The organism is Kangsaoukella pontilimi, assembly GCF_009830125.1.
Lineage (GTDB): Bacteria > Pseudomonadota > Alphaproteobacteria > Rhodobacterales > Rhodobacteraceae > Kangsaoukella > Kangsaoukella pontilimi.
On the sequence record NZ_WUPT01000001.1, the window covers coordinates 401,876 to 422,384 of the forward strand.

Annotated in this window: 19 protein-coding genes; 7 read left to right on the forward strand and 12 right to left on the reverse strand. The window is 63.7% G+C overall.

The features are described 5' to 3' along the window. Window positions 1–9 precede the first annotated feature (9 nt). The 3 genes from deoC to GQ651_RS02105 all read right to left on the reverse strand — a co-directional run bounded on the left by deoC (window position 10) and on the right by GQ651_RS02105 (window position 2,900). Entirely contained in the window at window positions 10–1,032 is a 1,023-nt protein-coding gene (gene deoC, locus GQ651_RS02095; protein WP_160762560.1) for a deoxyribose-phosphate aldolase, read from the reverse strand. A 92-nt stretch (window positions 1,033–1,124) separates the two neighbouring features. Beyond that, a complete protein-coding gene (locus GQ651_RS02100) occupies window positions 1,125–2,342 on the reverse strand; it encodes a bifunctional alpha/beta hydrolase/OsmC family protein (protein WP_160762561.1) in 1,218 nt (405 codons plus the stop codon). Between the two features lie 108 nt (window positions 2,343–2,450). Further along, entirely contained in the window at window positions 2,451–2,900 is a 450-nt protein-coding gene (locus GQ651_RS02105; RefSeq protein ID WP_160762562.1) for an SgcJ/EcaC family oxidoreductase, read from the reverse strand. A 209-nt stretch (window positions 2,901–3,109) separates the two neighbouring features. Between GQ651_RS02105 and GQ651_RS02110 the strand changes: the two genes are divergently transcribed. Further along, window positions 3,110–4,777 carry a chloride channel protein gene (locus GQ651_RS02110; RefSeq protein WP_406565441.1) on the forward strand — a complete coding sequence of 556 codons (1,668 nt, stop codon included), beginning with the start codon at window positions 3,110–3,112 and terminating at the stop codon, window positions 4,775–4,777. Between the two features lie 75 nt (window positions 4,778–4,852). Here the strand turns inward: GQ651_RS02110 and GQ651_RS02115 are convergent, their stop codons facing one another. Genes GQ651_RS02115 through cobS form a run of 4 tightly spaced genes read right to left on the reverse strand, consistent with a single transcriptional unit; the run spans window position 4,853 to window position 9,921 of the window. Next, window positions 4,853–5,197 (reverse strand): DUF427 domain-containing protein, encoded by a 345-nt coding sequence (locus GQ651_RS02115; RefSeq protein WP_160762563.1) that lies wholly within the window; start codon window positions 5,195–5,197, stop codon window positions 4,853–4,855. A 49-nt stretch (window positions 5,198–5,246) separates the two neighbouring features. Further along, complete coding sequence (locus tag GQ651_RS02120; RefSeq protein WP_160762564.1) at window positions 5,247–7,031, reverse strand: aminopeptidase P family protein; 1,785 nt, start codon at window positions 7,029–7,031, stop codon at window positions 5,247–5,249. 12 nt (window positions 7,032–7,043) lie between these two features. Then, a complete protein-coding gene (gene cobT, locus GQ651_RS02125; protein ID WP_160762565.1) occupies window positions 7,044–8,918 on the reverse strand; it encodes a cobaltochelatase subunit CobT in 1,875 nt (624 codons plus the stop codon). Window positions 8,919–8,934: 16 nt separating this feature from the next. Beyond that, window positions 8,935–9,921: a cobaltochelatase subunit CobS gene (gene cobS / locus GQ651_RS02130; RefSeq protein WP_160762566.1), complete on the reverse strand. Its 987-nt coding sequence runs from the start codon at window positions 9,919–9,921 to the stop codon at window positions 8,935–8,937. Window positions 9,922–10,271: 350 nt separating this feature from the next. Between cobS and msrB the strand changes: the two genes are divergently transcribed. Next, entirely contained in the window at window positions 10,272–10,733 is a 462-nt protein-coding gene (msrB, locus tag GQ651_RS02135) for a peptide-methionine (R)-S-oxide reductase MsrB (RefSeq protein ID WP_160762567.1), read from the forward strand. Window positions 10,734–10,782: 49 nt separating this feature from the next. Here the strand turns inward: msrB and GQ651_RS02140 are convergent, their stop codons facing one another. Both GQ651_RS02140 and GQ651_RS02145 read right to left on the reverse strand, forming a co-directional pair. Beyond that, complete coding sequence (locus GQ651_RS02140; RefSeq protein ID WP_160762568.1) at window positions 10,783–12,996, reverse strand: methyl-accepting chemotaxis protein; 2,214 nt, start codon at window positions 12,994–12,996, stop codon at window positions 10,783–10,785. A 156-nt stretch (window positions 12,997–13,152) separates the two neighbouring features. Further along, window positions 13,153–13,785 carry a DnaJ domain-containing protein gene (locus tag GQ651_RS02145; RefSeq protein WP_160762569.1) on the reverse strand — a complete coding sequence of 211 codons (633 nt, stop codon included), beginning with the start codon at window positions 13,783–13,785 and terminating at the stop codon, window positions 13,153–13,155. A gap of 72 nt (window positions 13,786–13,857) precedes the next feature. Between GQ651_RS02145 and GQ651_RS02150 the strand changes: the two genes are divergently transcribed. Beyond that, complete coding sequence (locus GQ651_RS02150) at window positions 13,858–14,115, forward strand: BolA family protein (protein WP_160762570.1); 258 nt, start codon at window positions 13,858–13,860, stop codon at window positions 14,113–14,115. Here the strand turns inward: GQ651_RS02150 and GQ651_RS19005 are convergent. Then, window positions 14,112–14,465 (reverse strand): DUF4177 domain-containing protein, encoded by a 354-nt coding sequence (locus GQ651_RS19005; protein WP_160762571.1) that lies wholly within the window; start codon window positions 14,463–14,465, stop codon window positions 14,112–14,114. The two genes, GQ651_RS02150 and GQ651_RS19005, sit on opposite strands and share 4 nt — an antisense overlap. Window positions 14,466–14,803: 338 nt before the next feature. Between GQ651_RS19005 and GQ651_RS02160 the strand changes: the two genes are divergently transcribed. Next, window positions 14,804–15,394 carry a VPLPA-CTERM sorting domain-containing protein gene (locus GQ651_RS02160; RefSeq protein WP_160762572.1) on the forward strand — a complete coding sequence of 197 codons (591 nt, stop codon included), beginning with the start codon at window positions 14,804–14,806 and terminating at the stop codon, window positions 15,392–15,394. 207 nt (window positions 15,395–15,601) lie between these two features. On the opposite strand, the gene gatB is transcribed toward GQ651_RS02160, so the two are convergent. Further along, window positions 15,602–17,113 carry an Asp-tRNA(Asn)/Glu-tRNA(Gln) amidotransferase subunit GatB gene (gene gatB / locus GQ651_RS02165; protein WP_160762573.1) on the reverse strand — a complete coding sequence of 504 codons (1,512 nt, stop codon included), beginning with the start codon at window positions 17,111–17,113 and terminating at the stop codon, window positions 15,602–15,604. Between the two features lie 130 nt (window positions 17,114–17,243). On the opposite strand from gatB, the gene GQ651_RS02170 reads away from it, so the two are divergent. The 3 genes from GQ651_RS02170 to GQ651_RS02180 all read left to right on the forward strand — a co-directional run bounded on the left by GQ651_RS02170 (window position 17,244) and on the right by GQ651_RS02180 (window position 19,213). Further along, complete coding sequence (locus GQ651_RS02170; RefSeq protein WP_160762574.1) at window positions 17,244–17,804, forward strand: type 1 glutamine amidotransferase domain-containing protein; 561 nt, start codon at window positions 17,244–17,246, stop codon at window positions 17,802–17,804. Between the two features lie 102 nt (window positions 17,805–17,906). Further along, window positions 17,907–18,509, forward strand: coding sequence for a transglycosylase SLT domain-containing protein (locus tag GQ651_RS02175; RefSeq protein WP_160762575.1), 603 nt, complete (start codon window positions 17,907–17,909; stop codon window positions 18,507–18,509). Further along, window positions 18,506–19,213 (forward strand): transglycosylase SLT domain-containing protein, encoded by a 708-nt coding sequence (locus tag GQ651_RS02180; protein ID WP_160762576.1) that lies wholly within the window; start codon window positions 18,506–18,508, stop codon window positions 19,211–19,213. The genes GQ651_RS02175 and GQ651_RS02180 overlap by 4 nt, the downstream gene beginning before the upstream one ends. A 2-nt stretch (window positions 19,214–19,215) precedes the next feature. On the opposite strand, the gene GQ651_RS02185 is transcribed toward GQ651_RS02180, so the two are convergent. Then, window positions 19,216–20,457, reverse strand: coding sequence for a hypothetical protein (locus GQ651_RS02185; protein WP_160762577.1), 1,242 nt, complete (start codon window positions 20,455–20,457; stop codon window positions 19,216–19,218). Window positions 20,458–20,509: the final 52 nt, after the last annotated feature.

A 20,509-nucleotide genomic window follows, 5' to 3' on the forward strand; every position in this document is an offset into this window, starting at 1 on the left:
GCGTTGCGCTCAGGCCATCGCGTGGCGGTAGCCGGCCGAGTAACGGCCAGTGACGTGGTGTTCCAGCTGACGTTCGATATCGCCGAGAAGACTGGAGGCCCCGAAGCGGAACATGTCCGGCTGCAGCCAGCGGTCGCCCAGCTCGTCCTTGATGAGCGCGAGGTAGGTCAGCGCGTCCTTCGCCTTGGAGATGCCGCCTGCCGGTTTGTAGCCGACGCGGAAGCCGGTCGCCTCGTGATAGGCGCGGATCGCCCGGATCATGACAAGGCTGACGGGGAGCGTGGCGTTGACGCCTTCCTTGCCAGTGGATGTCTTGATGAAATCGGCACCCGCCATCATGCAAACGAGGCTGGCGCGGGCGACGTTTCGGAGCGTGCCCAGTTCGCCCGTGGCGAGGATCGCCTTCACATGGGCATCGCCGCAGGCCGCGCGGAACTCGGCCATTTCGTCATAGAGTGCTTGCCAGTTTCCCGTCAGGACATGGCGGCGTGAGATAACGATATCAATCTCTTGCGCACCGGACTTCACGCTTTCCCTGATTTCGGCCACGCGCAGCGGCAATGGCGAGAGGCCAGCCGGAAAGCCGGTCGAGACGGCGGCGACCGGGATGCCCGTTCCTTTCAGCGCGTCGACGGCGGTTTCCACCATGTCGTGATAGACGCAGACCGCACCCGTGGTGATCGGACCCATCCCGAGCGCGTCGAGGATGTCCTGCCGCACCGGTTGGGCCGCCTTGGCGCAGAGTCGCCGCACGCGGCCCTCTGTGTCGTCACCGGCCAGCGTCGTCAGGTCGATCATGGTGATCGCCTTCAGAAGCCACGCGGCCTGATACTCTTTCTTGACCGAGCGCCGGCCCGGCAGCGTCGCCGCGCGGCGCTCGATGGCCGAGGTGTTGGCCTGCGCGGCGCGGACCCAGTCCATGTCGAGCGCCATGCCGGCATTCCTCGGCTCGTGAAGCTGGGGCAGGTGGGCGTCACCGCCACGCGCGGTGCCGGTGCCCTCGCGGGTCGGATGGTTGGATGTATCGGGCATGTGCGGGCCTCGGGTGGCAGCGTCGGAAAACCGTCGCACGAGGGCGCGCAATAATCAAGATTGACCACTTGGTCAAATATTGGAACGTCCCGTCACTCCGCGAGCGTGGTTTCCACATGTGCGCTGGCTTCCAGCGTCTTGTGGACGGGGCATTTATCCGCAATCTCCATGAGGCGCGCGCGTTCTTCGGGGCTGAGATCGCCTTCCAGACGGACCACCCTGCGGAACGTGTCGATCTTGACGGCGCCCGCAACCGCAGTGGCGTCCTGTGCATGGACCTTGTCGTGGCTCACATCGACTGACACATGGGTCAGCGCCATGCCCTTGCGGCGCGCATACATGCGGATGGTCATGGACGTGCAGGCGCCAAGTCCCGCAGACACCAGACCATAGGGCGTCAAACCACGGTTCGTCCCGCCATAGGCCTTGGGCTCGTCGGCGAGAATATGGTGGTCCGGCCCCGAAGAGATGTCCTGAAGAAATCCGTCTGCATCCGCCTCGGACACCCGCACGATTCCCTCGGGCGCGCCCGGCGGCGGCGCGGGCGGGCGGAGATCGAGATACCGGCCGGCCCAGGCGGCGATGACCTCGGCGGCGTACTCCGCATCGCGGGCCGACGAGATCAGGTGATCGGCATCGTCCAGCGTCACGAAGCTTTTTGGATGTTTGGCAGCCATGAAGATACGCGTGGCATTGTCGACGCCGACGGTTTCGTCACGAGGGGCGTGCATGACCAGAAGCGCTTTCTTGAGACCCGAGATCGCATCGGAAAGCTTTGCGCCGGCAACGTCCTCGACAAAGTCCTGTCCGATCACGAACGGCCGGCCGGCGAGCGAGACCTCTGCCTTGCCGTCGGAGCGGATACGGTCCAGCGCATCGCCAAAATTGTGGGTGACGTGATCCGGGTCGAAGGGCGCGCCGATGGTGACGACCGCGCCGACGCTGTCGATCTGACCCGCCGCTTTCAGGACCGCAGCCCCGCCGAGCGAATGGCCGATCATCAGGCTGGGTGCCATGCCGCGCCGGGCCAGTGCCTCGGACGCGCGGAGAAGGTCGTCAACATTCGAGGTGAAGGTCGTGTTAGCGAATTCGCCTTTCGAATGGCCAAGCCCGGTGAAGTCAAAGCGCAGAACCGCAATGCCCATGGACGCCAGCCGCCCCGCAATACGCCGGGCCGCCGAGATATCCTTGCCGCAGGTGAAGCAGTGGGCGAATACCGCTGTCGCCAGAAGAGGCCCGTCCGGCATATCGAGCCGTGCGGCCAGCGCATCGCCCGCGTGCCCCTCGAAGGTGAATCGTTCGGTGCTCATCGGTGGTCTCCTGGCCGGACGTGCCAGTCGAACCTGTAGGCTGTCCCCCATCGGCGCAAGCCTTGTGACAGCTTTGTCACGCGAGCGTGACGCGCCGAGAGGGGCGGGTCAGCGGCGGTAGTCTTCGGGCGTCAGACCGTCCGGACCGGCGCGGAGGGTCTCGGCGCCCGGCACGATGTCGGTGTTCTGCGCCGAGACGCCCAGCCAGCCGTCGTCATGCCGGGCCAGAACGAAGCTCAGGATCGTGCTTCTGCTCTCGGCCACGCTGCCGTCTGGGGCGCGCTGGCCGCTCAGCCTAAGACGCGCGTGGACAAGTGCATGATCGGCCCCGAGCTGCCGGACCTTCACGCGGCCGAGGGTCAGTCGGGTCTCGGAAAAGAAGCTCTTCAGTGCATAGCCGTGGGCGCGGGCGATGGCGGGGCGATCCTCCCACCAGATACCCACCACGTTCACGAAATCGGCGTCCTCGTCGAAAAGCGCGCCGATGGCGTCACCGTCGCGGGCCATCCACGCGTCGCGGAAGGCGGCGGGAAACTCTTTCGGGTCGGATACGGGCATCGGAGACTCCGGCGGTGAGGACACAACCCTGACCTTATCCCGGCGCCACAGGGATTTCGCCCTTTTCCTTGCCATATCGGTGACCTAACAGGACTTAGAGACCGTGCCTCGGACGGGCGGCGCGGGGTCTGGCCGGGCATGGCGGGTCCGGTCGGGCAAGGAAAACGGTGGACGCCACGGGATCAGGCCATGAACGCCCCCGACACGCGATGCTGAGGGAACAGGCGACCGCGCTTCTGATGCGCTGCGGGGACGTCTGGCACGTCCTGCGCAGGGACGGCCCGGGCAAGATACAGTTCTGGTTCATCGCCCTCGTGATCGGTGTCGCCGCTGGCTTTGCGGCCTTGTTTTTCCGCAAGGGAATCAACTTCCTGCAGGAAACTCTTTACGGAACGGACGACGTCCGGCTGATCCATTCCTTCGCCGAGACGCTGCCCTGGTACCTGATCCTGATCATTCCGATCTGCGGGGGGCTGGTGGTCGGGCTGATCCTGAACCGCTTCACCGATGACGGGAAGGTGCGCTCGGTGGCCGACGTCATCGCAGGCGCAGCGCTGAACAACGGCCGGGTCGAGGGCAAGGCCGGGCTGGCCTCGGCGGCGGCGTCGATGATCACGCTCGGAACCGGTGGATCGACGGGACGGGAAGGGCCGGTCGTGCACTTGGCGGCAGTGATCTCGACCTGGGTGTCCGACAGGATGCGGGCCGACGGGATCACGGGCCGAGACCTGTTGGGCTGCGCTGTTGCGGCGGCGGTGTCGGCATCGTTCAACGCGCCGATCGCCGGGGCGCTTTTCGCGCTCGAAGTGGTGCTGAGGCATTTCGCGGTCCACGCCTTCGCGCCCATCGTCATCGCCAGTGCGGCGGGCACCGTCATCAACCGGCTGGAATTCGGCGGCGTGACCGAGTTCACGCTGGTCGAAGAAGGCGCGCTTGCCTTCTATGTCGAGCTTCCGGCCTTCCTGATCCTGGGTCTTGTTTCGGGGCTGGTCGCGGTGCTGATGATGCGGACGATCTTCTGGGCCGACGACCTTGGCAGCTATGTCCGGCGCCGGACCGGAATGCCGCGCTTCGTCCGCCCGGCAATCGCGGGTGCGATGCTGGGCGCGCTGGCGATCTGGTTTCCGCATATCATCGGCGTCGGCTACGAGACGACATCCGCCGCGCTGACGGGCTCGCTTGTTCTGCACGAAGCGGTCGTCTTCTGCGTGCTCAAGGTGGCCGCCGTTGCCATCACGATGGCGGGCCGGATGGGGGGCGGGGTCTTTTCACCCTCTCTCATGGTGGGCGCACTTCTGGGGCTGGCATTCGGGCAGGTGGCGACCAGTATCTTCCCCGACGTGTCTGGCTCCGAGACGCTCTACGCCCTTGCAGGCATGGGCGCGGTGGCGGCCGCGGTTCTGGGCGCGCCGATCTCGACCACGCTGATCGTCTTCGAACTGACCGGCGACTGGCAGACGGGGCTGGCGGTGATGGTGGCGGTATCGCTTTCAACCTCGGTGGCGTCGCGTCTTGTGGACCGGTCCTTCTTCCTGACGCAGCTTGAGAGGCGAAATATCCACCTGTCAAAAGGACCGCAGGCTTATCTTCTGGCGATGTTCCGCGTGGCCAACGTGATGCGGACGCCGGACGATCCGCGCGCGGCACCCGATGACGCGATCTGGGCGGCGATCGAGGCGGGGCACTGGGTCGAGCGGAACGCGACGCTGGAGACCGCCTTGCCGGTCTTCGAGACAACCAACCGCCAGTTCCTGCCCGTCGTCACCATGGGCGCCGAAGGCGAGCCGCCGCAGATCCACGGGGCGCTGTTCCACGTTGATGCGCTGCGCGCTTATAATCGTGCCTTGGCGGCGACGGCGGCGGAAGAGCATAGCTGACGGATGGAATGGGGGCTCCGCCCCCGGCTCCTGGCGGAGCCTCCCCCGGTGTATTTGCGAACAGAAGAAACCCGGTCAGATTTCTTCGACGGTGACGAGGTCGCCCGTGTAGAAGGCAAGGTGCCCGGCGATGTCCGAGACGGCGTCCTTGGGGGTCTCGTAGCTCCAGACGGCGTTTTCGAGCGTCGTGGATTTGGTGACGATCGAGTAATAACTCGCCTCGCCCTTATGGGGGCAGGTGGTGGAGTGGTCCGTCTTGTCGAGAAACTCCATCGCGATGTCTTCACGGGGGAAGTAGATCACGGACGGATAACTGCCTTCGGTCAGTTCCAGCGCGTTATCGCTTTCGCCAAGGACGGCGCCGCCGGCGCGGACGGACCAGGTGCCTGTGGCGGGGCGGATCTTGATATGGTCGGCCATGACGGTCTCCTGAATTGGGAATGAGGCTGACGCCTTTGTGCTCCGTCTATCAGATAGGGCGGGCGGCGGCGAGAAGCCAGTTTCGCGCAGAATCGGACAGGCGGGGGGCGACCCGTTCGACCACCTCGGCGTGGTAGGCGTTCAGCCAGTCCCGCTCCCACGGGGCCAGCATGTCCGGGATCACGAGCCGCGTGTCTATGGGTACCCAGGTCAGCGTCTCGAAGTCGAGATGGTCGCGCTTGTCGCCAAGGGGCTCGGCCTTTTTCACCACGATCAGGTTTTCCAGCCGGATGCCGAACGCGCCTTCACGGTAGTAGCCCGGCTCGTTCGACAGGATCATGCCGGGCTCCAGCGCCACATCCGAGATGCGGGACAGGCGCTGCGGCCCCTCGTGGACATTCAGATAAACACCCACGCCATGTCCGGTGCCATGATCATAGTCCAGTCCCGCCCTCCAGAGCGGCGCCCGCGCCAGCGCATCGAGGTGCTGGCCCGCGACGCCCTTAGGGAAGCGGGCGGTCGAGATGGCGATCATGCCCTGAAGGACGCGGGTGAACGGGTCTCGCGCCGCGTCCGGCACGGGGCCGATGGCAACGGTGCGGGTTATGTCGGTGGTCCCGTCCAGATACTGCCCGCCCGAATCCACGAGGTAGAGCTCGCCCGGCTTGAGCGGGCGATTGGTGCCTTCGGTGACGCGGTAATGCACGATGGCGCCGTTCGGACCCGCGCCCGAAATCGTGTCGAAGGAGATATCGAGAAGCGCGTTGGTCTGGCGCCGAAAGCCTTCGAGAGCCTTGGCCGCGTCGATTTCCGTCACGCCGCCTTGGGGCGCTTCGGTGTCGAGCCAGGCGAGGAATTCGATCATCGCGGCGGCATCGCGCAAATGCGCCTCGCGCGTGCCCGCGATTTCGGCCTCGGTCTTTTGCGCCTTCGGCAGGATGCAGGGGTCTTGATCCCAGGCGATGTCGATGCCGGCCTCGTTCAGCGCGTGCGAGACAGCAAGGGGGGCCGAGCTTCGGTCAACGCGGACCGGACCGTTCAGTGCGCGGAGCGCGGGTTCGAAATCCGACGTGGGCGCCACGTCGATGGACGGGTCGGGGCCAAGGGGCGCGACCTTTTCCGGATCGAGAAAGAGCGACACGCGCGCGCTGTCATGCAGGATGGCAAAAGCCTGTACCACCGGGTTGCGGGGAATGTCGCTGCCCCGAATGTTCAGGAGCCAAGAGATGCTGTCGGGCAGGGTCAGCACCGCGGCCCGCTCGCCGGCGTCCTTCAGCACCTTCGCCAGCCGCTCGCGCTTCGAGACCGAGCCCTCGCCGGTCTGTTCGGTGGTCAGGCTGCGTACCTTGCCCACAGGCGGGGCGGGGCGGTCGGGCCAGATGCGGTCGACGAGGTTCTCTACCGGGCGGATCGTGATCCGGCCCTTTAGAGCCTGCTCAAGTCGGTCGATCTCGTCACGGGTATGAAGCCACGGGTCGATGCCCAGCACCGCGCCATCGGCCAGGTGTTCGAGAAGCCAGGGGCCGGGCTTTGTTTCAGGCCAGTCGACGGGTGTGAAGACATCGGCCACCTGTGCACGGACTTGAACACGGTAGCGGCCATCCACGAAGACGCCGGCCGTGTCCCCCGTCACGATCGCGAAACCGGCCGAGCCCGTAAAGCCCGTCAACCATGCCAGCCGCTCGTCGCAGGGGGCGACATATTCGCCCTGATGCGCGTCGGCGCGGGGCACCATGAAGGCATCGACACCGGCCTCGGCCATGGCCTCCCTAAGGCGCGCGAGCCGCCGAGGTCCCTGATCGGGAGAGGTTGTCGCCGTAAAGCTCTGAAACACGCGCGGCCCCGTTTAGCCGGTCCGGCGCATCATGGCGCGGCGGCGTTTGTTCGGGTCGGACTCGAAAAGCGCTGCCAGCTGCTCGGTCATCGCGCCGGCAAGTTGCTCGACATCCGTGATTGTGACGGCGTGCTGGTAGTAACGCGTGACGTCGTGGCCAATGCCGATTGCGATCAGTTCGACGGCCTTCTTGCGCTCGACCATGCGGATAACGTCGCGCAGGTGTTTTTCGAGGAAATTCGCGGGGTTGACCGACAAGGTTGAATCGTCGACCGGCGCGCCGTCCGAGATCACCATGAGGATCTTGCGCGCCTCGCGGCGGTTCGTCAGCCGGCGATGCGCCCATTCCAGGGCCTCGCCGTCGATGTTCTCTTTAAGCAGCCCCTCTTTCATCATCAGACCCAGATTGGGACGCGCCCGGCGCCACGGCGCGTCGGCGGATTTATAGATGATGTGGCGAAGGTCGTTCAGGCGGCCCGGCAACTGTGGGCGCCCGTCCTGAAGCCATTTCTCGCGGGCCTGCCCGCCCTTCCACGCGCGTGTGGTGAAGCCGAGGATCTCGACCTTGACGTTGCAGCGCTCGAGCGTGCGGGCAAGGATGTCGGCGCAGATCGCAGCGATCGAAATCGGCCGTCCGCGCATCGAGCCGGAATTGTCCAGAAGCAGCGTGACCACGGTGTCGCGGAACTCGGTATCCTTTTCCTGCTTGTAGGCGAGCGGCACGGTAGGGTTCGCGACGATGCGCGCAAGGCGGGCGGCGTCCAGAATGCCTTCGTCCATGTCGAACAGCCAACTGCGGTTCTGCTGCGCCAGAAGACGGCGTTGCAGCTTGTTGGCAAGCCGTCCGACCGCGCCCTTCAGCGGATCGAGCTGTTGGTCGAGATATGCGCGGAGCCGTTCCAGCTCGGCCGGTTCTGCAAGGTCTTCGGCCTTGATTTCCTCATCGAATTCAGCGTTGTAGACGGTATAGTTCGGGTCGGCGTCGCTGATCGGCATCGGCGGAGGCATGTCCATTTCCGCATCGCCGTCGGGCATCTCTGCCTCTTCGCCGAGTTCCGTGTCGGCAAGGTCGTCCATCGACACCTGCGCCTGGGACTGGTCGTCCTGCGCATCCTGGCTCTGCTCCGCCGAGGCCTCGGAGGCGTCCTCGGACTGTCCGTCCTCGTTGCCCTGCGCGTCGGGATTCTCCTGCTCTTCGGCCTGATCCTCGGCGTCTTCGTCTGCGTCCGGGTCATCCTGATCGGGGTCGTCGCCGATCTGGTCGCCATAGCCGAGATCGGTGATGACCTGGCGCGTGAAGCGCGCGAAATTCGACTGGTCGGCCAGCGCCGCCTTCAGCCCGTCCAGCGTGCCGCCGGCCTGTTCCTCTATGAATCCGCGCCAGAGCTCCATGACATTGTCGGCGCCCGGCGGCGGCGGCCTGCCCGTGGCGAGGTGCCGGACCAGATAGCCTGCGGCAACCGCAAGTGGCGCCTCGGAGGCGTCCTTGATCTGGGCATAGCCGCGCCGCGCGGCTTCATGCGCGATCTTGGCGTCGATATTGCCGGCCGTGCCGGGCATGTCGCGGGCACCCACCGCCTCGCATCGGGCCATTTCCATGGCCTCGTAGATGTCGCGGGCCATCTGGCCCTCGGGTGCGTAGCGGCGGAACGTGTTCTCGTCGTGATATTTGCGGCGAAGCGCGAAACTGTCCGCAGTCCCGCGGGCCAGCATGACCTCTTCGCGGGTCATGCGGCGTGTGATCTGCGGCAGGCGCACGCTTTCGCCCGACATCCCCGGCGGATCGACAGAATAGCTGACCGCGAGATCGGGATCCTCGGCAAGGACCTTGGTCGCGTCGGCCAGCGCCTTCTTGAACGGGTCTGCGGGGTTGTCGTTCTGCGCCATGGCGCTCCCGTCCCCCTCAGGCCAGCGTCAGGCTTGCGGCGCTTTCGGGCAGTTCCTCGTCGAAGCAGCGCTGATAGAACTCGGCGACCGTCTGCCGCTCGAGCTCGTCGCACTTGTTCAGGAAGGACAGCCGGAACGCATAACCCACATCGCGGAACACCTCGGCGTTCTGCGCCCAGGAGATCACAGTCCGCGGGCTCATCACCGTGGACAGATCGCCGGACATGAACGCCTTGCGCGTCAGATCGGCCACGCTGACCATCTGGCTGATGATCTTGCGGCCCTTCTCGGTGTTGTAGTGCGGCGCCTTGGACAGGATGATCGCAGCTTCGGCATCGTGGCTCAGGTAGTTGAGCGTCGCCACCAGCGACCAGCGGTCCATCTGGGCCTGGTTGATCTGCTGCGTGCCGTGATACAGGCCCGTCGTGTCACCCAGACCGACCGTGTTCGCTGTCGCAAAAAGGCGGAAATAGGGATGCGGATCAATGACTTCGTTCTGATCCAGCAGCGTCAGCTTGCCGTCCACTTCCAGAACCCGCTGGATCACGAACATCACGTCCGCGCGGCCCGCGTCATATTCGTCGAAGACTATGGCGGTCGGGTTTCTCAGCGCCCAGGGCAGGATGCCTTCCTGAAACTCGGTGAACTGGATGCCCTTGTCGATCTTGATCTGGTCCTTGCCGATCAGGTCGATCCGGCTGATGTGGCTGTCTAGGTTGACGCGCACGCAGGGCCAGTTCAGCCGGGCCGCGACCTGTTCGATATGGGTCGACTTGCCGGTGCCGTGATAGCCCTGAATCAGGACGCGGCGGTTGTATTGAAACCCGGCGAGGATGGCGAGCGTGGTGTCGGGGTCGAACTTGTAGGTGGTGTCGATCTCGGGCACGCGCTCGTTGCGCTCGTAGAAGCCGCGCACCTTCATGTCCGAGTCGATACCGAACACCTCGCGGACGTCGATTTCCTCGGACGGCTTGGCGTCAATGTCGATGCGCCTGAAATCCATATCAAACCCCTACCATCAATTGCGCTCGCGCGCGGCTTTCGCGCGTGCCTGCACGAGAATCAATGCTTGTTCAAGCCCGGCAGGTGCCAAACGACCCGGCAGGCAACGGCACCGTCGCGGCAATGTCCGGAGACTTTGTCGCGCAAACGGAAGGACCGGCCAAGCATTTCACCCAATTCGCAGCCATTTGTCGCGACTATGTGAACAATGCGCATCAATTTCCCGCAATCGCGGGTGACTTGCGAACGTGCGGCGCGCGCGGCGTGAGAGATCGCAGGAACGTGTTTTCGCGGTGATCGCGCTTTTCGCTAGGACAGCAGTAGTCGTTCACTCGAGAAGAAAGATGAGCCATGAAAAGACGCGACTTCCTTTTGTCCAGTGCGGCTCTTTCCGTCGTCGCGCTGCGTCCGGCATGGGCGGAAAGCTTTGAGATTGAGCGAAGCGAGCGTGAATGGAGGCAGAAGCTGACCGCTCTCGAATACAAGGTGATGCGCGAGGAGGGGACGGAAAAACCGCGGTCTAGTCCGCTCGACAAGCAATACGCCGCAGGCGTCTATCGGTGCAAAGGATGCAATCTGCCCGTCTATTCGTCTGAGCATAAATACGACAGCGGGACAGGCTGGCCGTCTTTCTGGCAATCGCTGCCGGGCGCAATCGGGACAAAACCAGACCGTAAGTTTCTGCGCGTCCGGACCGAAGTGCACTGCCGGCGCTGCGGCAGCCATTTCGGCCATGTTTTCGACGATGGTCCGCAGCCTACCGGGAAACGTCATTGTCTGAACGGCGTCGCTTTGATCTTTCAGGCTGCCTGACGGCCTGGAGAAGGCTCTCGGGATCGGGCGAACCGACAGGTCGGTCCCGTTACTCGGCTGCGATCGGCGCGCGTGAATTCTGATCCTTCGACAAGGTAAAACGTTCGACAAGCGCCTTGAGAGCCAGGGCCTTGTCGTTAAGTTGCGAAGCGGATGCGCGGCTCGTGTCGGCCAAAGCGGCGTTCTGCTGCGTGATCGTATCCATCTGGGTCACTGCGCCCGTCACTTCGCGGGCGCCCACGGCTTGTTCCCGCGCGGCCGACGTCAGCCCTTCCATCGTGTCGCCCATCTCGCGCACGCTGGCCACGATGTCCTCAAGTGTGACACCGGTCTTTTCCACAAGCCCCACACCGCGCGCCACCTGTGCCGCGCTTTGTTCGATCAATTCCTTGATATCCTTCGACGCTTCGCTCGAGCGTTGCGCCAATGCGCGGACCTCGGTCGCAACGACGGCAAAGCCCTTGCCCGCGCTTCCGGCGCGCGCGGCCTCGACAGACGCGTTGAGAGCCAGAAGATTGGTCTGGAAGGCAATCCCGTCGATCACCGAGACGATCTCTTCGATGCGGTCCGAGGCCGAGCGGATGTCGCCCATCGCTTCGACGGCCGATGACACCACTGTTCCGGCTTCGGCGACGCTGCTGAGCGCGCGCCGGCTGACATTCGTCGCGTCGCTGGCTGTTTCCGCACTGGACGAGGCGGTCGCCGCCATCTCTTCCATAGCGGCCGCGGTTTCCTCCAACGCGGCGGCCTGAGTTTCGGCCCTCTTTGCCAGATTACCCGCCTGATTGCGCATTTCTTCGGTGTTTACGCCGATTTCCTCGCATTGATCGAGGATTTCGCCAACCATTTCCGACAGTGTCGCGCAGGTCTCGCCAAGGGTTTTCTCAAGCTTGGCAAACACGCCCTCGTGGCCGCCCATCATGCGCGCCGTCAGGTCCCCCTTCGAGAGCCCGTCCAGCACGCGCGCAGTATCGGTCACGCCACGCTCGACCTTTTCCATCATCTCGTTCATGGCACGGGCCACGCTGTCGAGATCGGGGTCGCCGAAAGAACCGGACACACGTTTCGAGAAATCCCCCCGAGAGGCGGCCATTGCGACACTCCCCAGCCGGTCGGCAAGGGAGGCCATGATTTCCTTGCGCTCCCGCTCCCGCGCCTCGCGCTGGGCGGCGCGTGCCTCGCTCTCGGACTTCTGGCGTGCGCGCTCCTGTTCGGCCTCCTGAACCTCGCGGGCCCTCGCCTCTTCGGCGAGTCTCTGTGACTTCTTGGCGGTCTGCCGGAACGTCTCAAGCGTGCGCGCCATCTCGCCCAGCTCGGTTTCCTCGTCCTTGCGCCCGATTTCCAGATCGAGATTGCCGCCAGCAAGACTCCGCATGTCCCCCATCGCCGATTCAAGCCCAGAGACGATCAGCGCACTGATCTGGCGACTAAAGAAGATCAGTGTGCCGATGGAAATTGCGACCGCGATGCCGAGAAGGACCATCGTCGTCCGCGCCTGGCCTACGCCCGCCGATGCGACATTAGTCTGTTCCAACGTCAGGGCATCGGCGGCGCGCTCGACCAGCAGCTCGACACCTTCACCGAGGGCAAGGAATTCATTCTGATCCGCCACCCGGGCGGCATGCGCGGCGCGCACATCCAGAGAAGCCGCCCAGAACTCGGCAAGTTTCGCCTTGGCCTCGTTCGCCATTGCCTTGCGGTCCTCGGCGAAAATGATGAAGTCGAGGCGTGCCAGCTCGGTCGTGGCGGCCTTTTGCCAGCTCTCCGCCTCCTCGAAATCCTCTTCAAGACCCGACAGCAGAAACTCCTTCATGTAGAAACGCGCCAGAAGCAGTCTCTCCTGCGCACGGCCGGCATAGAATGCGCCGCCGGCATCGCTGTTCTCGAAAGATGATTCCATGAGAGCCGAAAGCTGTGCACGGGTGGCGAGACCGGCGGCGTCCATGCGCGCCGACGCGGATTCCACCTGTTCCTGTGCGGCGATCACGCGGTCGAACGTACCCTCGACGGCGTCCAGACTGCTAAGAAGCTCCTCGATATTTCCGAAGACATCGGCGCCCGAACCTTCTTCTCTCAGAAGTGCCAGCAAATCACGGATTTCCGCGACCTCTGCATGAACGGCGTCATGCGCTTCTTCAGACGGGACAAGCATGTATTCCCGCCCGGCTGCGACGGTTTCGATGGCATCCTCAAGGATCGTGTTCGCATGAGCCACGGATCGCGACGAGCCGTTAAGGTCCTGAAACAAGGTGGACAGCCTCATTGCTGAGACCAGGGCGATCAGGGAAAGAAGCAATACGATTCCCAGCCCGATTCCGGCCAAAGCCTTGATTTGCTTCTGAATTGTCCATCCCGACATGCAGCAACTCCGTATCAGTCGCGAGACTGCTACGGCACAAGCGGTTACTGTTGCATGAACTCAGGTCTGGAAGTTCCGGCTATCCTTGATCTGGTCCCAGGCCCAGACGACTTCCGACAGCTGCTCTTCGTGGCTCCGGTCGCCGCCGTTCATGTCGGGGTGCAGGACCTTGATGAGCGCCTTGTAGGATTTGCGGATCTCGGCCTTGGTCCAGTGATCCTTAGCCTCGAGAATGTCGAGCGCGCGCCTTTCTGTCGAGGGCAGGCGGCGGGTCCCTGTAATGCCCTTGCCGGGGTTCCGCGTCGCGTTCTCACCCAGGATTTGGTGCGGGTCGTCGACGCCGAGGCGTGCCCAGGCCCGCTGTTCGTCGCCGCGCTTGCCGAAAGGCTTCGTTTCGCGCTCCCAGACGCGGTCCTTGTCCATGCGATCGGCGAATTCTTCTTCGGTGGAGCCCTGGAAGAAATTCCACTTCAAATTGTACTCGCGAACGTGGTCCTTGCAGAACCAGTAGAATTCTTCGAGGTCATCGGGGGATTTCGGTGCGCGATACTGTCCCGTCTCCTGACAGCCCGGATGCTCGCAGACCCGCGTGGACGTCTCGAAGGCGCCGGACATGCCGCGGCGTGTGCGCGACCGCTTCTTCTTGTCCGATGAAACGCGGATATCGAAACCGAAGGGATCTTCTTTCATCACAGGGGGCCTTTCCGACTCGGACCCGCGAGTTTACCGTCTCGGCGGCAAGATTGAAGAGGGCAGGGCGAAAAAATGCTGGTGGCAGATATGATGCGGGAACGGCTCGAGGCGGGTCTGGAGCCAAAAAGTCTTGAAATCATTGATGAAAGTGAGCAGCACCGCGGGCATGCCGGGTATCAGGAAGGTGGGCAGAGCCACTTTCGGGTGCGGATCGCTTCGGACAGTTTCGAAGGCATGTCGCGCATCGAAAGGCACCGCTCGATCCACGCAGCACTCGGCAAGGACCTGGTGGCACGCATCCACGCGCTCGCCATAGAAATCGAAGCTTAGGCGCCGGGCTCTGCCATCGGCGCCGTTGGTCGCGAGACGGCCGGCTCGCGCCGCCCCGTCGGCGCCGCGGGTGCCTCGCCAAGGGAGAGGGGTGTCGACACAACGCGCTCGCTGCCATGTGCCCGGCGACGGAAGATCAGGACGTTCTGCTCTGTCGTGACGGTGCCGGTCAGCCCCTTCCGTTCCTCACAAGGCAGCGTTTCAGCGCGCACGTAGTCCCAGCCCTCCGCGGCCATCTCGTTCAGTTTCTCCGTCAGCGCCAGCGCAAACCGGTCTTCGGTCGTCTTCACGCCCTTCGCCTTCTTGCCCCGGTCGGGGGCGGGGACGACCTTGTATTCGAATGCCTGCACCTGTCGCTCCTTGATCGCATACCCTCGGGGTGTTTTAGGCTGCCGCGAAAAGTCTGAACAGTGGAAAGAACACGATTCGTGCTCCGGTTGTCCGTCCGACCACCATTTACGACCTGTTCACACATTGCCGGGAAAAGTGGCGATCCTTGCCCGAATTGGCGACCAATAGGAAACAATACCGCCTTTCGAGCGCAGTTGTTCCTGAAGTGTCCGAAAAATATGACGGAATTCGTTAATTTTTGTGGCGAAACCCGGCCAAAGCCGCTACCTTCGGAGGGAGCCTGAGTGGAGTTCATCCGTTTGGGTTACGAGTAAACTGTGAGGTAAAGGGGGTTATCATGAACCTTAAGAAATTTATTTTTGGCGCGAGCGTTGCGGCTCTTCTGCCGTTCGCGGCTTCTGCTGCATCGGTGAGCATCATCGAAAATGGTGTCGACGAGGGCGGCGACGGCTACTTCATCGGCAACAACGTGATTGAAGTTACCGATGGCGCGACCTTCGCCGCTCGTTTTTACGCCGATGATGGTGTCGGAGCGATCGACATTGCTGACGGTCCGGGAACGATCACGTTCCTTCTGCAGAACACCACGTCTACGGACGCTCAGGTGACCTTTGTGGATGGCAACATCGATCAGTCGCCGCGTAACTACGGCTTCACCGGCGGCATCGACGTTTGGTTCGACGGAACGTCAACGTCTTTCGGCGTCGTGGACAACGTGGACCTTAACCGTACCTTCTCGCTGGGTGCGGGTGAATCGGTGGAATATGCCTTCGAATGGGACGGCATCTTCAACAACACCGATGACGACATCGGTCCGTTCATCGACTTCACCGTGACCGCGACCGCTGTTCCGGTCCCGGCTGCTGGTTTCCTTCTCCTCGGTGGTCTTGGCGGTCTCGCCATGATGCGCCGCCGGAAGAAGTCGTAAGCTAGCGCTTACCTGTACCTCACACGGAAGGCGGTCCCAGTCGGGGCCGCCTTTCCGCATGTCTGAATATCAGGTGTGTTCCGTGCACATCATTGTCAGATGACACGCGCGACAATGCGCAGCCCGACCGCGTGACGCAGCCCGAGCCAAGCATATCATAAAAACGGTGAAATAGGTGGACGCGCCCCGTCCCGGCTCAAACAGCCGTCACAGGCCCAACTTGGCCGCGACCAGATCGTTGACCGCTTTGGGGTTCGCCTTGCCGCCGGTCGCCTTCATCACCTGACCGACGAACCAGCCTGCCAGCTTCGGGTTCGACTTGGCCTTTTCGACCTGAGCCGGGTTCTCGGCGATCACACGGTCCACTTCGGCCTCGATGGCGCCGGTATCCGTCACCTGCTTCATGCCGCGCTCTTCGACGATGGCCGCCGGGTCGCCGCCTTCGGTCCAGACGATCTCGAACAGGTCCTTGGCGATCTTGCCCGAGATGTCACCCTTGCCGATCAACTCGATGATGCCGCCAAGCTGCGCCGCCGACACGGGGCTGTCCGCGATGGACAGGTCTTCCTTCTTCAGCCGCCCGAAGAGTTCGTTGATGACCCAGTTGGCGGCGAGCTTTCCGTCGCGGCCCCTGGCCACTTCTTCGAAGAACGCGGCGCTTTCCACCTCGGCGGTCAGAACGCTCGCGTCGTATTCGGTCATGCCGTAATCGGTCACGAAGCGTTCCCGCTTGGCGTCCGGCAGTTCAGGCAGCGAGGCCGCGATATCGTCGACCCAGCCCTGCTCGATCTCGAGTGGCAGAAGGTCGGGGCAGGGGAAGTAGCGGTAATCATGCGCCTCTTCCTTCGAACGCATCGACCGCGTCTCGCCCTTGTCGGGGTCGTAGAGTCGGGTTTCCTGCACCACTTCCTTGCCGTCTTCGATCAGGGCGATCTGACGGCGCGCCTCGTATTCGATGGCCTGCTGGATGAAGCGCATCGAGTTCATGTTCTTGATCTCGCAGCGCGTGCCGAGATGGCTGAAATCCTGCGTGGCCTGATATTTCTCGTAATCCCCCGGACGGCACACCGAAACGTTCACGTCCGCCCTCAGGTTGCCGTTCTGCATGTTGCCGTCGCAGGTGCCGAGATAGCGCATGATCTGGCGCAGCTTGCCGACATAGGCGGCGGCCTCTTCCGGGCCGCGGATATCGGGGCGGCTGACGATCTCCATCAGCGCGACGCCCGTCCGGTTCAGGTCCACGAAGGACATATGCGGGTCCATGTCGTGGATCGACTTGCCGGCATCCTGTTCTAGGTGGATGCGCTCGATCCGAACCATGCGCGCCACGCCCGGCCCCATGTCCACCAGCACTTCGCCCTCACCCACGATGGGATGGTAAAGCTGGCTGATCTGATAACCCTGCGGCAGGTCGGGATAAAAGTAGTTCTTCCGGTCAAAGGCAGACCAGAGATTGATCGCCGCCTTCAGCCCGAGCCCCGTACGCACCGCCTGTGCCACGCAGAATTCGTTAATGACGGGAAGCATGCCCGGCATCGCCGCGTCCACAAAGGAGACATTCGAATTCGGCTCGGCACCGAACGTCGTAGAGGCGCCGGAAAAGAGCTTGGCCTGGGAGGCGACCTGCGCGTGAACCTCAAGCCCGATCACAAGCTCCCAATCGCCGGTCGCGCCGGCGATGGTCTTCGGTTTCGGGGACTCGTAGGTCAGATCCAGCATGGGTTCGGCTCCGCAATATCCGTGCGGTTTCTAGGCGCTCCAGCCGCACCCCGCAAGGCTGATCGTTCGGAACAAGTCCAGCGCGAAACCATTGGGTCAGTGAACTGTGTGAACGAGTAAGGAGAATACAATGACGAAGATAAATGATGCGAAAATCGCCATTCTTTCGACCCATGGCTTCGAACAGTCCGAGCTGGAAGTGCCGCTGAAAAAGCTGCGCGACGCCGGCGCCGAAGTTCACGTGATCTCGCCCGAGGACGGTCAGATCAAGGGGTGGGACGGCGACGACTGGGGCAACACGGTGCCTGTCGACAAGACGCTCGATCAGGCGCTTGTGGCCGACTACACCGCGCTAGTGCTTCCGGGCGGTCAGATCAATCCGGACCTGCTGCGCGCCAATAAGGACGCGGTTAAATTCATCCGTGAGTTCCTGGAAACCGGCAAGATCGTCGCAGCCGTCTGCCACGCGCCTTGGCTTCTGATCGAGGCTGAGGCTGCCGATGGTCGCCAGATGACGTCCTACCACTCGATCAAGATCGACATGATCAATGCCGGCGCGAAGTGGGTTGATGAGCCGGTCGTCGCCGACGAGGGCATCATCACCAGCCGTAATCCCGACGACCTCGACGCCTTCGTGGCGAAGATCATCGAAGAGGTGGAAGAGGGCCGGCACTATCGCTCTGCGGCGTAAATCCGCCACCCTGACCGACTGATGAAACGCCCCGGGCTTGGCCGCGGGGCGTTTTTCGTGCTTTGCTCTTTGGACGCGGGGGCGAGTCACGTGAAGGAAATCATGGCCCGTATTGGACTGTTTGGCGCCGCCGCCATTGTTCTGTTCGTATTCTCCTGCGGTCGCGACGCGCCGGAGGTCACAGTGCCCGAGAAAGCGGCTGCCGTCCGGCCTCAGGTCGGCTGGGACGTCTCGCCCAATGCCGAGCGCTGGACGCGCGCCGCGCTCGTCGCCCTCGACACCCACGGGGCGGCACTTCCCGACATGGTGCCCGCGGATATCGATGCCTATTGTCCCGGCTACCAAACCGCCACGCGCGACGAGCGCAAGGCCTTCTGGGTCGCGCTTCTGTCGGCTCTGTCGCGGCACGAAAGCACGTGGCGGCCCGATGTGTCGGGCGGTGACGGCCGCTGGCATGGCCTCTTGCAGATTTCTCCCGGTACGGCGCGCGGCTACGGCTGTCAGGCGCAGACGTCGTCCGAGCTGAAGGTCGGCGCGGCGAACCTTGCCTGCGGTCTCAGGATCATGGCGGTGACGGTTCCGCGTGACGGCGTCATCTCAGCCGGAATGCGCGGCGTCGCGGCGGATTGGGGGCCGTTCCACCAGTCGCGGAAACGCGAGGATATCAAGGCCCGTACGCGGGCACAGCCCTTCTGCACCGAATGACCCGCGTCGTTTCAGCCGCCCTCGTGGCCTTGCTCGCGACTGCGGGTGCGCTCTTGGCGGAAACGCAGCCGGGCGCCCTCCCGGAGGCGGCAGAGGCCGAGGCGCTGGCGGCCCCCGTCGCCACGGATCGGCCACCCTATCGAGAGATGTCCGTGCCGCGCGCCCGCTGGGAGCACCGGGGCAATGGCGAGCTTTGGACGCGCGTTGCGCTCTCGGCAGTCGAGACTCACGGCCAGCCGCTGATCGAGACGGTGCCGCGCGATATCGGAGAGTGGTGCCCAGCCTATTCCGAGAACGGTCCCGAAGACCGGGCGGCCTTCTGGGTGGGGCTTTTGTCCACGTTGTCGCGTTATGAAAGTACGTGGAATCCACGCGCGGTCGGCGGCAACGGGCGGTGGTTCGGGCTTTTGCAGATCTATCCGCCCACAGCCGAGTTCCGCGATTGCCGTGTGCAGACGGGCGAGGGGCTGAAACGCGCGTCGGCCAACCTGAATTGCGCGGTCCGGATCATGGCCATCACCGTTCCGCGTGACGAGGCGATATCGGTGAAGGACACGCGCTGGCGCGGTGTCGCCGCCGATTGGGGTCCGATCCGGACGCCTTGGATGCAGCGGGACATGAAGCGTTATACCAGCCGGCAGACCTATTGCCGCCGCCTTGAAGAGGTACGGCCTCCCGCACGCCCCGTGGCCTCAGCCGAATAGCCTCAGGCCGCCACGCGCGGGCGGCTGGTGGTGACCTCGACGAATTGCTTGGGGCCGGTCGGATCTGCGTCGAAGACGCTTTTCAGCCGGGCGCGGATATCCTGCAGGGGCTGGTGCCAGAGCCGGGGATAGATCACGCCCAGATGCCGTTTGACCAGCGCGTCAAAGGCCGAGGCCATGATCGCCTGACGCTCTTCGGACCCGTGCTGCGCTTCGCGCGCCAGACAGGCGGCGGCCCAGTTGACCTCGGCCTGGGTGCCCGAAAGGCGTGCCAGGTCCATCAGGCCGGCGGCAAGGATGTCGTCTTCGAAGAGAAGGCGGGTCGTTTCATCCGCCTCAATCACCGGGATCGCGAATAGCGCATACCCGCCCTTGCCGATGGTTTCGCGCGTGCGGCGCTCGGCCTTTAGCGCCTCGAGCCGGATCTCGTCACTCGTGCCGAAGCGTTCGGGCAGAAGGTTGCCGCCATGCTGGGCATAGATGGCCGGATCGGTCGGGTCGAGATCGATCCAGTCCTCGAACGCCGGCCTGAGCCGCGCGCCGCCATCGGGCATTCCAAGGGCGAGGCGATAGATCGTTCCGCCCAGAAGCGGCGACATGTAAGCCACCGGGTCATAGTCGGACAGAATGGCTTCGGCCCTGAGGTAGTGATGCGCCATCCGGCGCCATGCCGCGGCGCGTTCGGACGACGGCCAGAAATCGGCGCTGCAGGTTTCAGCCACGCACATATGCGCACGCGCGGCCAGAACGGCCAGGATATGATCATCGGGCGTCTCGCGGTGCCGCTCGACAAACCGCTCCACCGAGATTTCCGCCTTCTCAAGGTCTTCGACGCTTTTCCGCGAGCCCTCGTCGATGAGGTTCTGAAGTCCGGCGAGACAGGTTTCGATGGCAATGTCATGATAGCGTCCGCCACCCGGCGTCGCCTCAAGGCGAGCCTCCCATCTGGAGATACGTGCAGACAATTCCTGCCAATCGCCGGCAATGACCAGTGTGCTGATACTGTCGATGATCCCAGCGCGGGCAAGGTGGTCGGGGTCGCGGTGCACCACGGGCAGAAGCAATTCGCGGGGAAGCGCGTTCATGGCGTCACGGCGTTCTGCGGCCTCGCTCTGGTGGCGCAACTCCTTCACGCGACCGACGGCCAGGGCGCCGAGAAGCGTGAGCGAAAATGCAGCGACGACCGGCCCCGACAGTGTCGAGGTCAGGGTGGATATCGATTCGTTTATGAACTCGGTTGCCATGGCGCGCTCACACTGGTGGTTAACGCCATTTTCACGTCTTTTTCGGCAACTT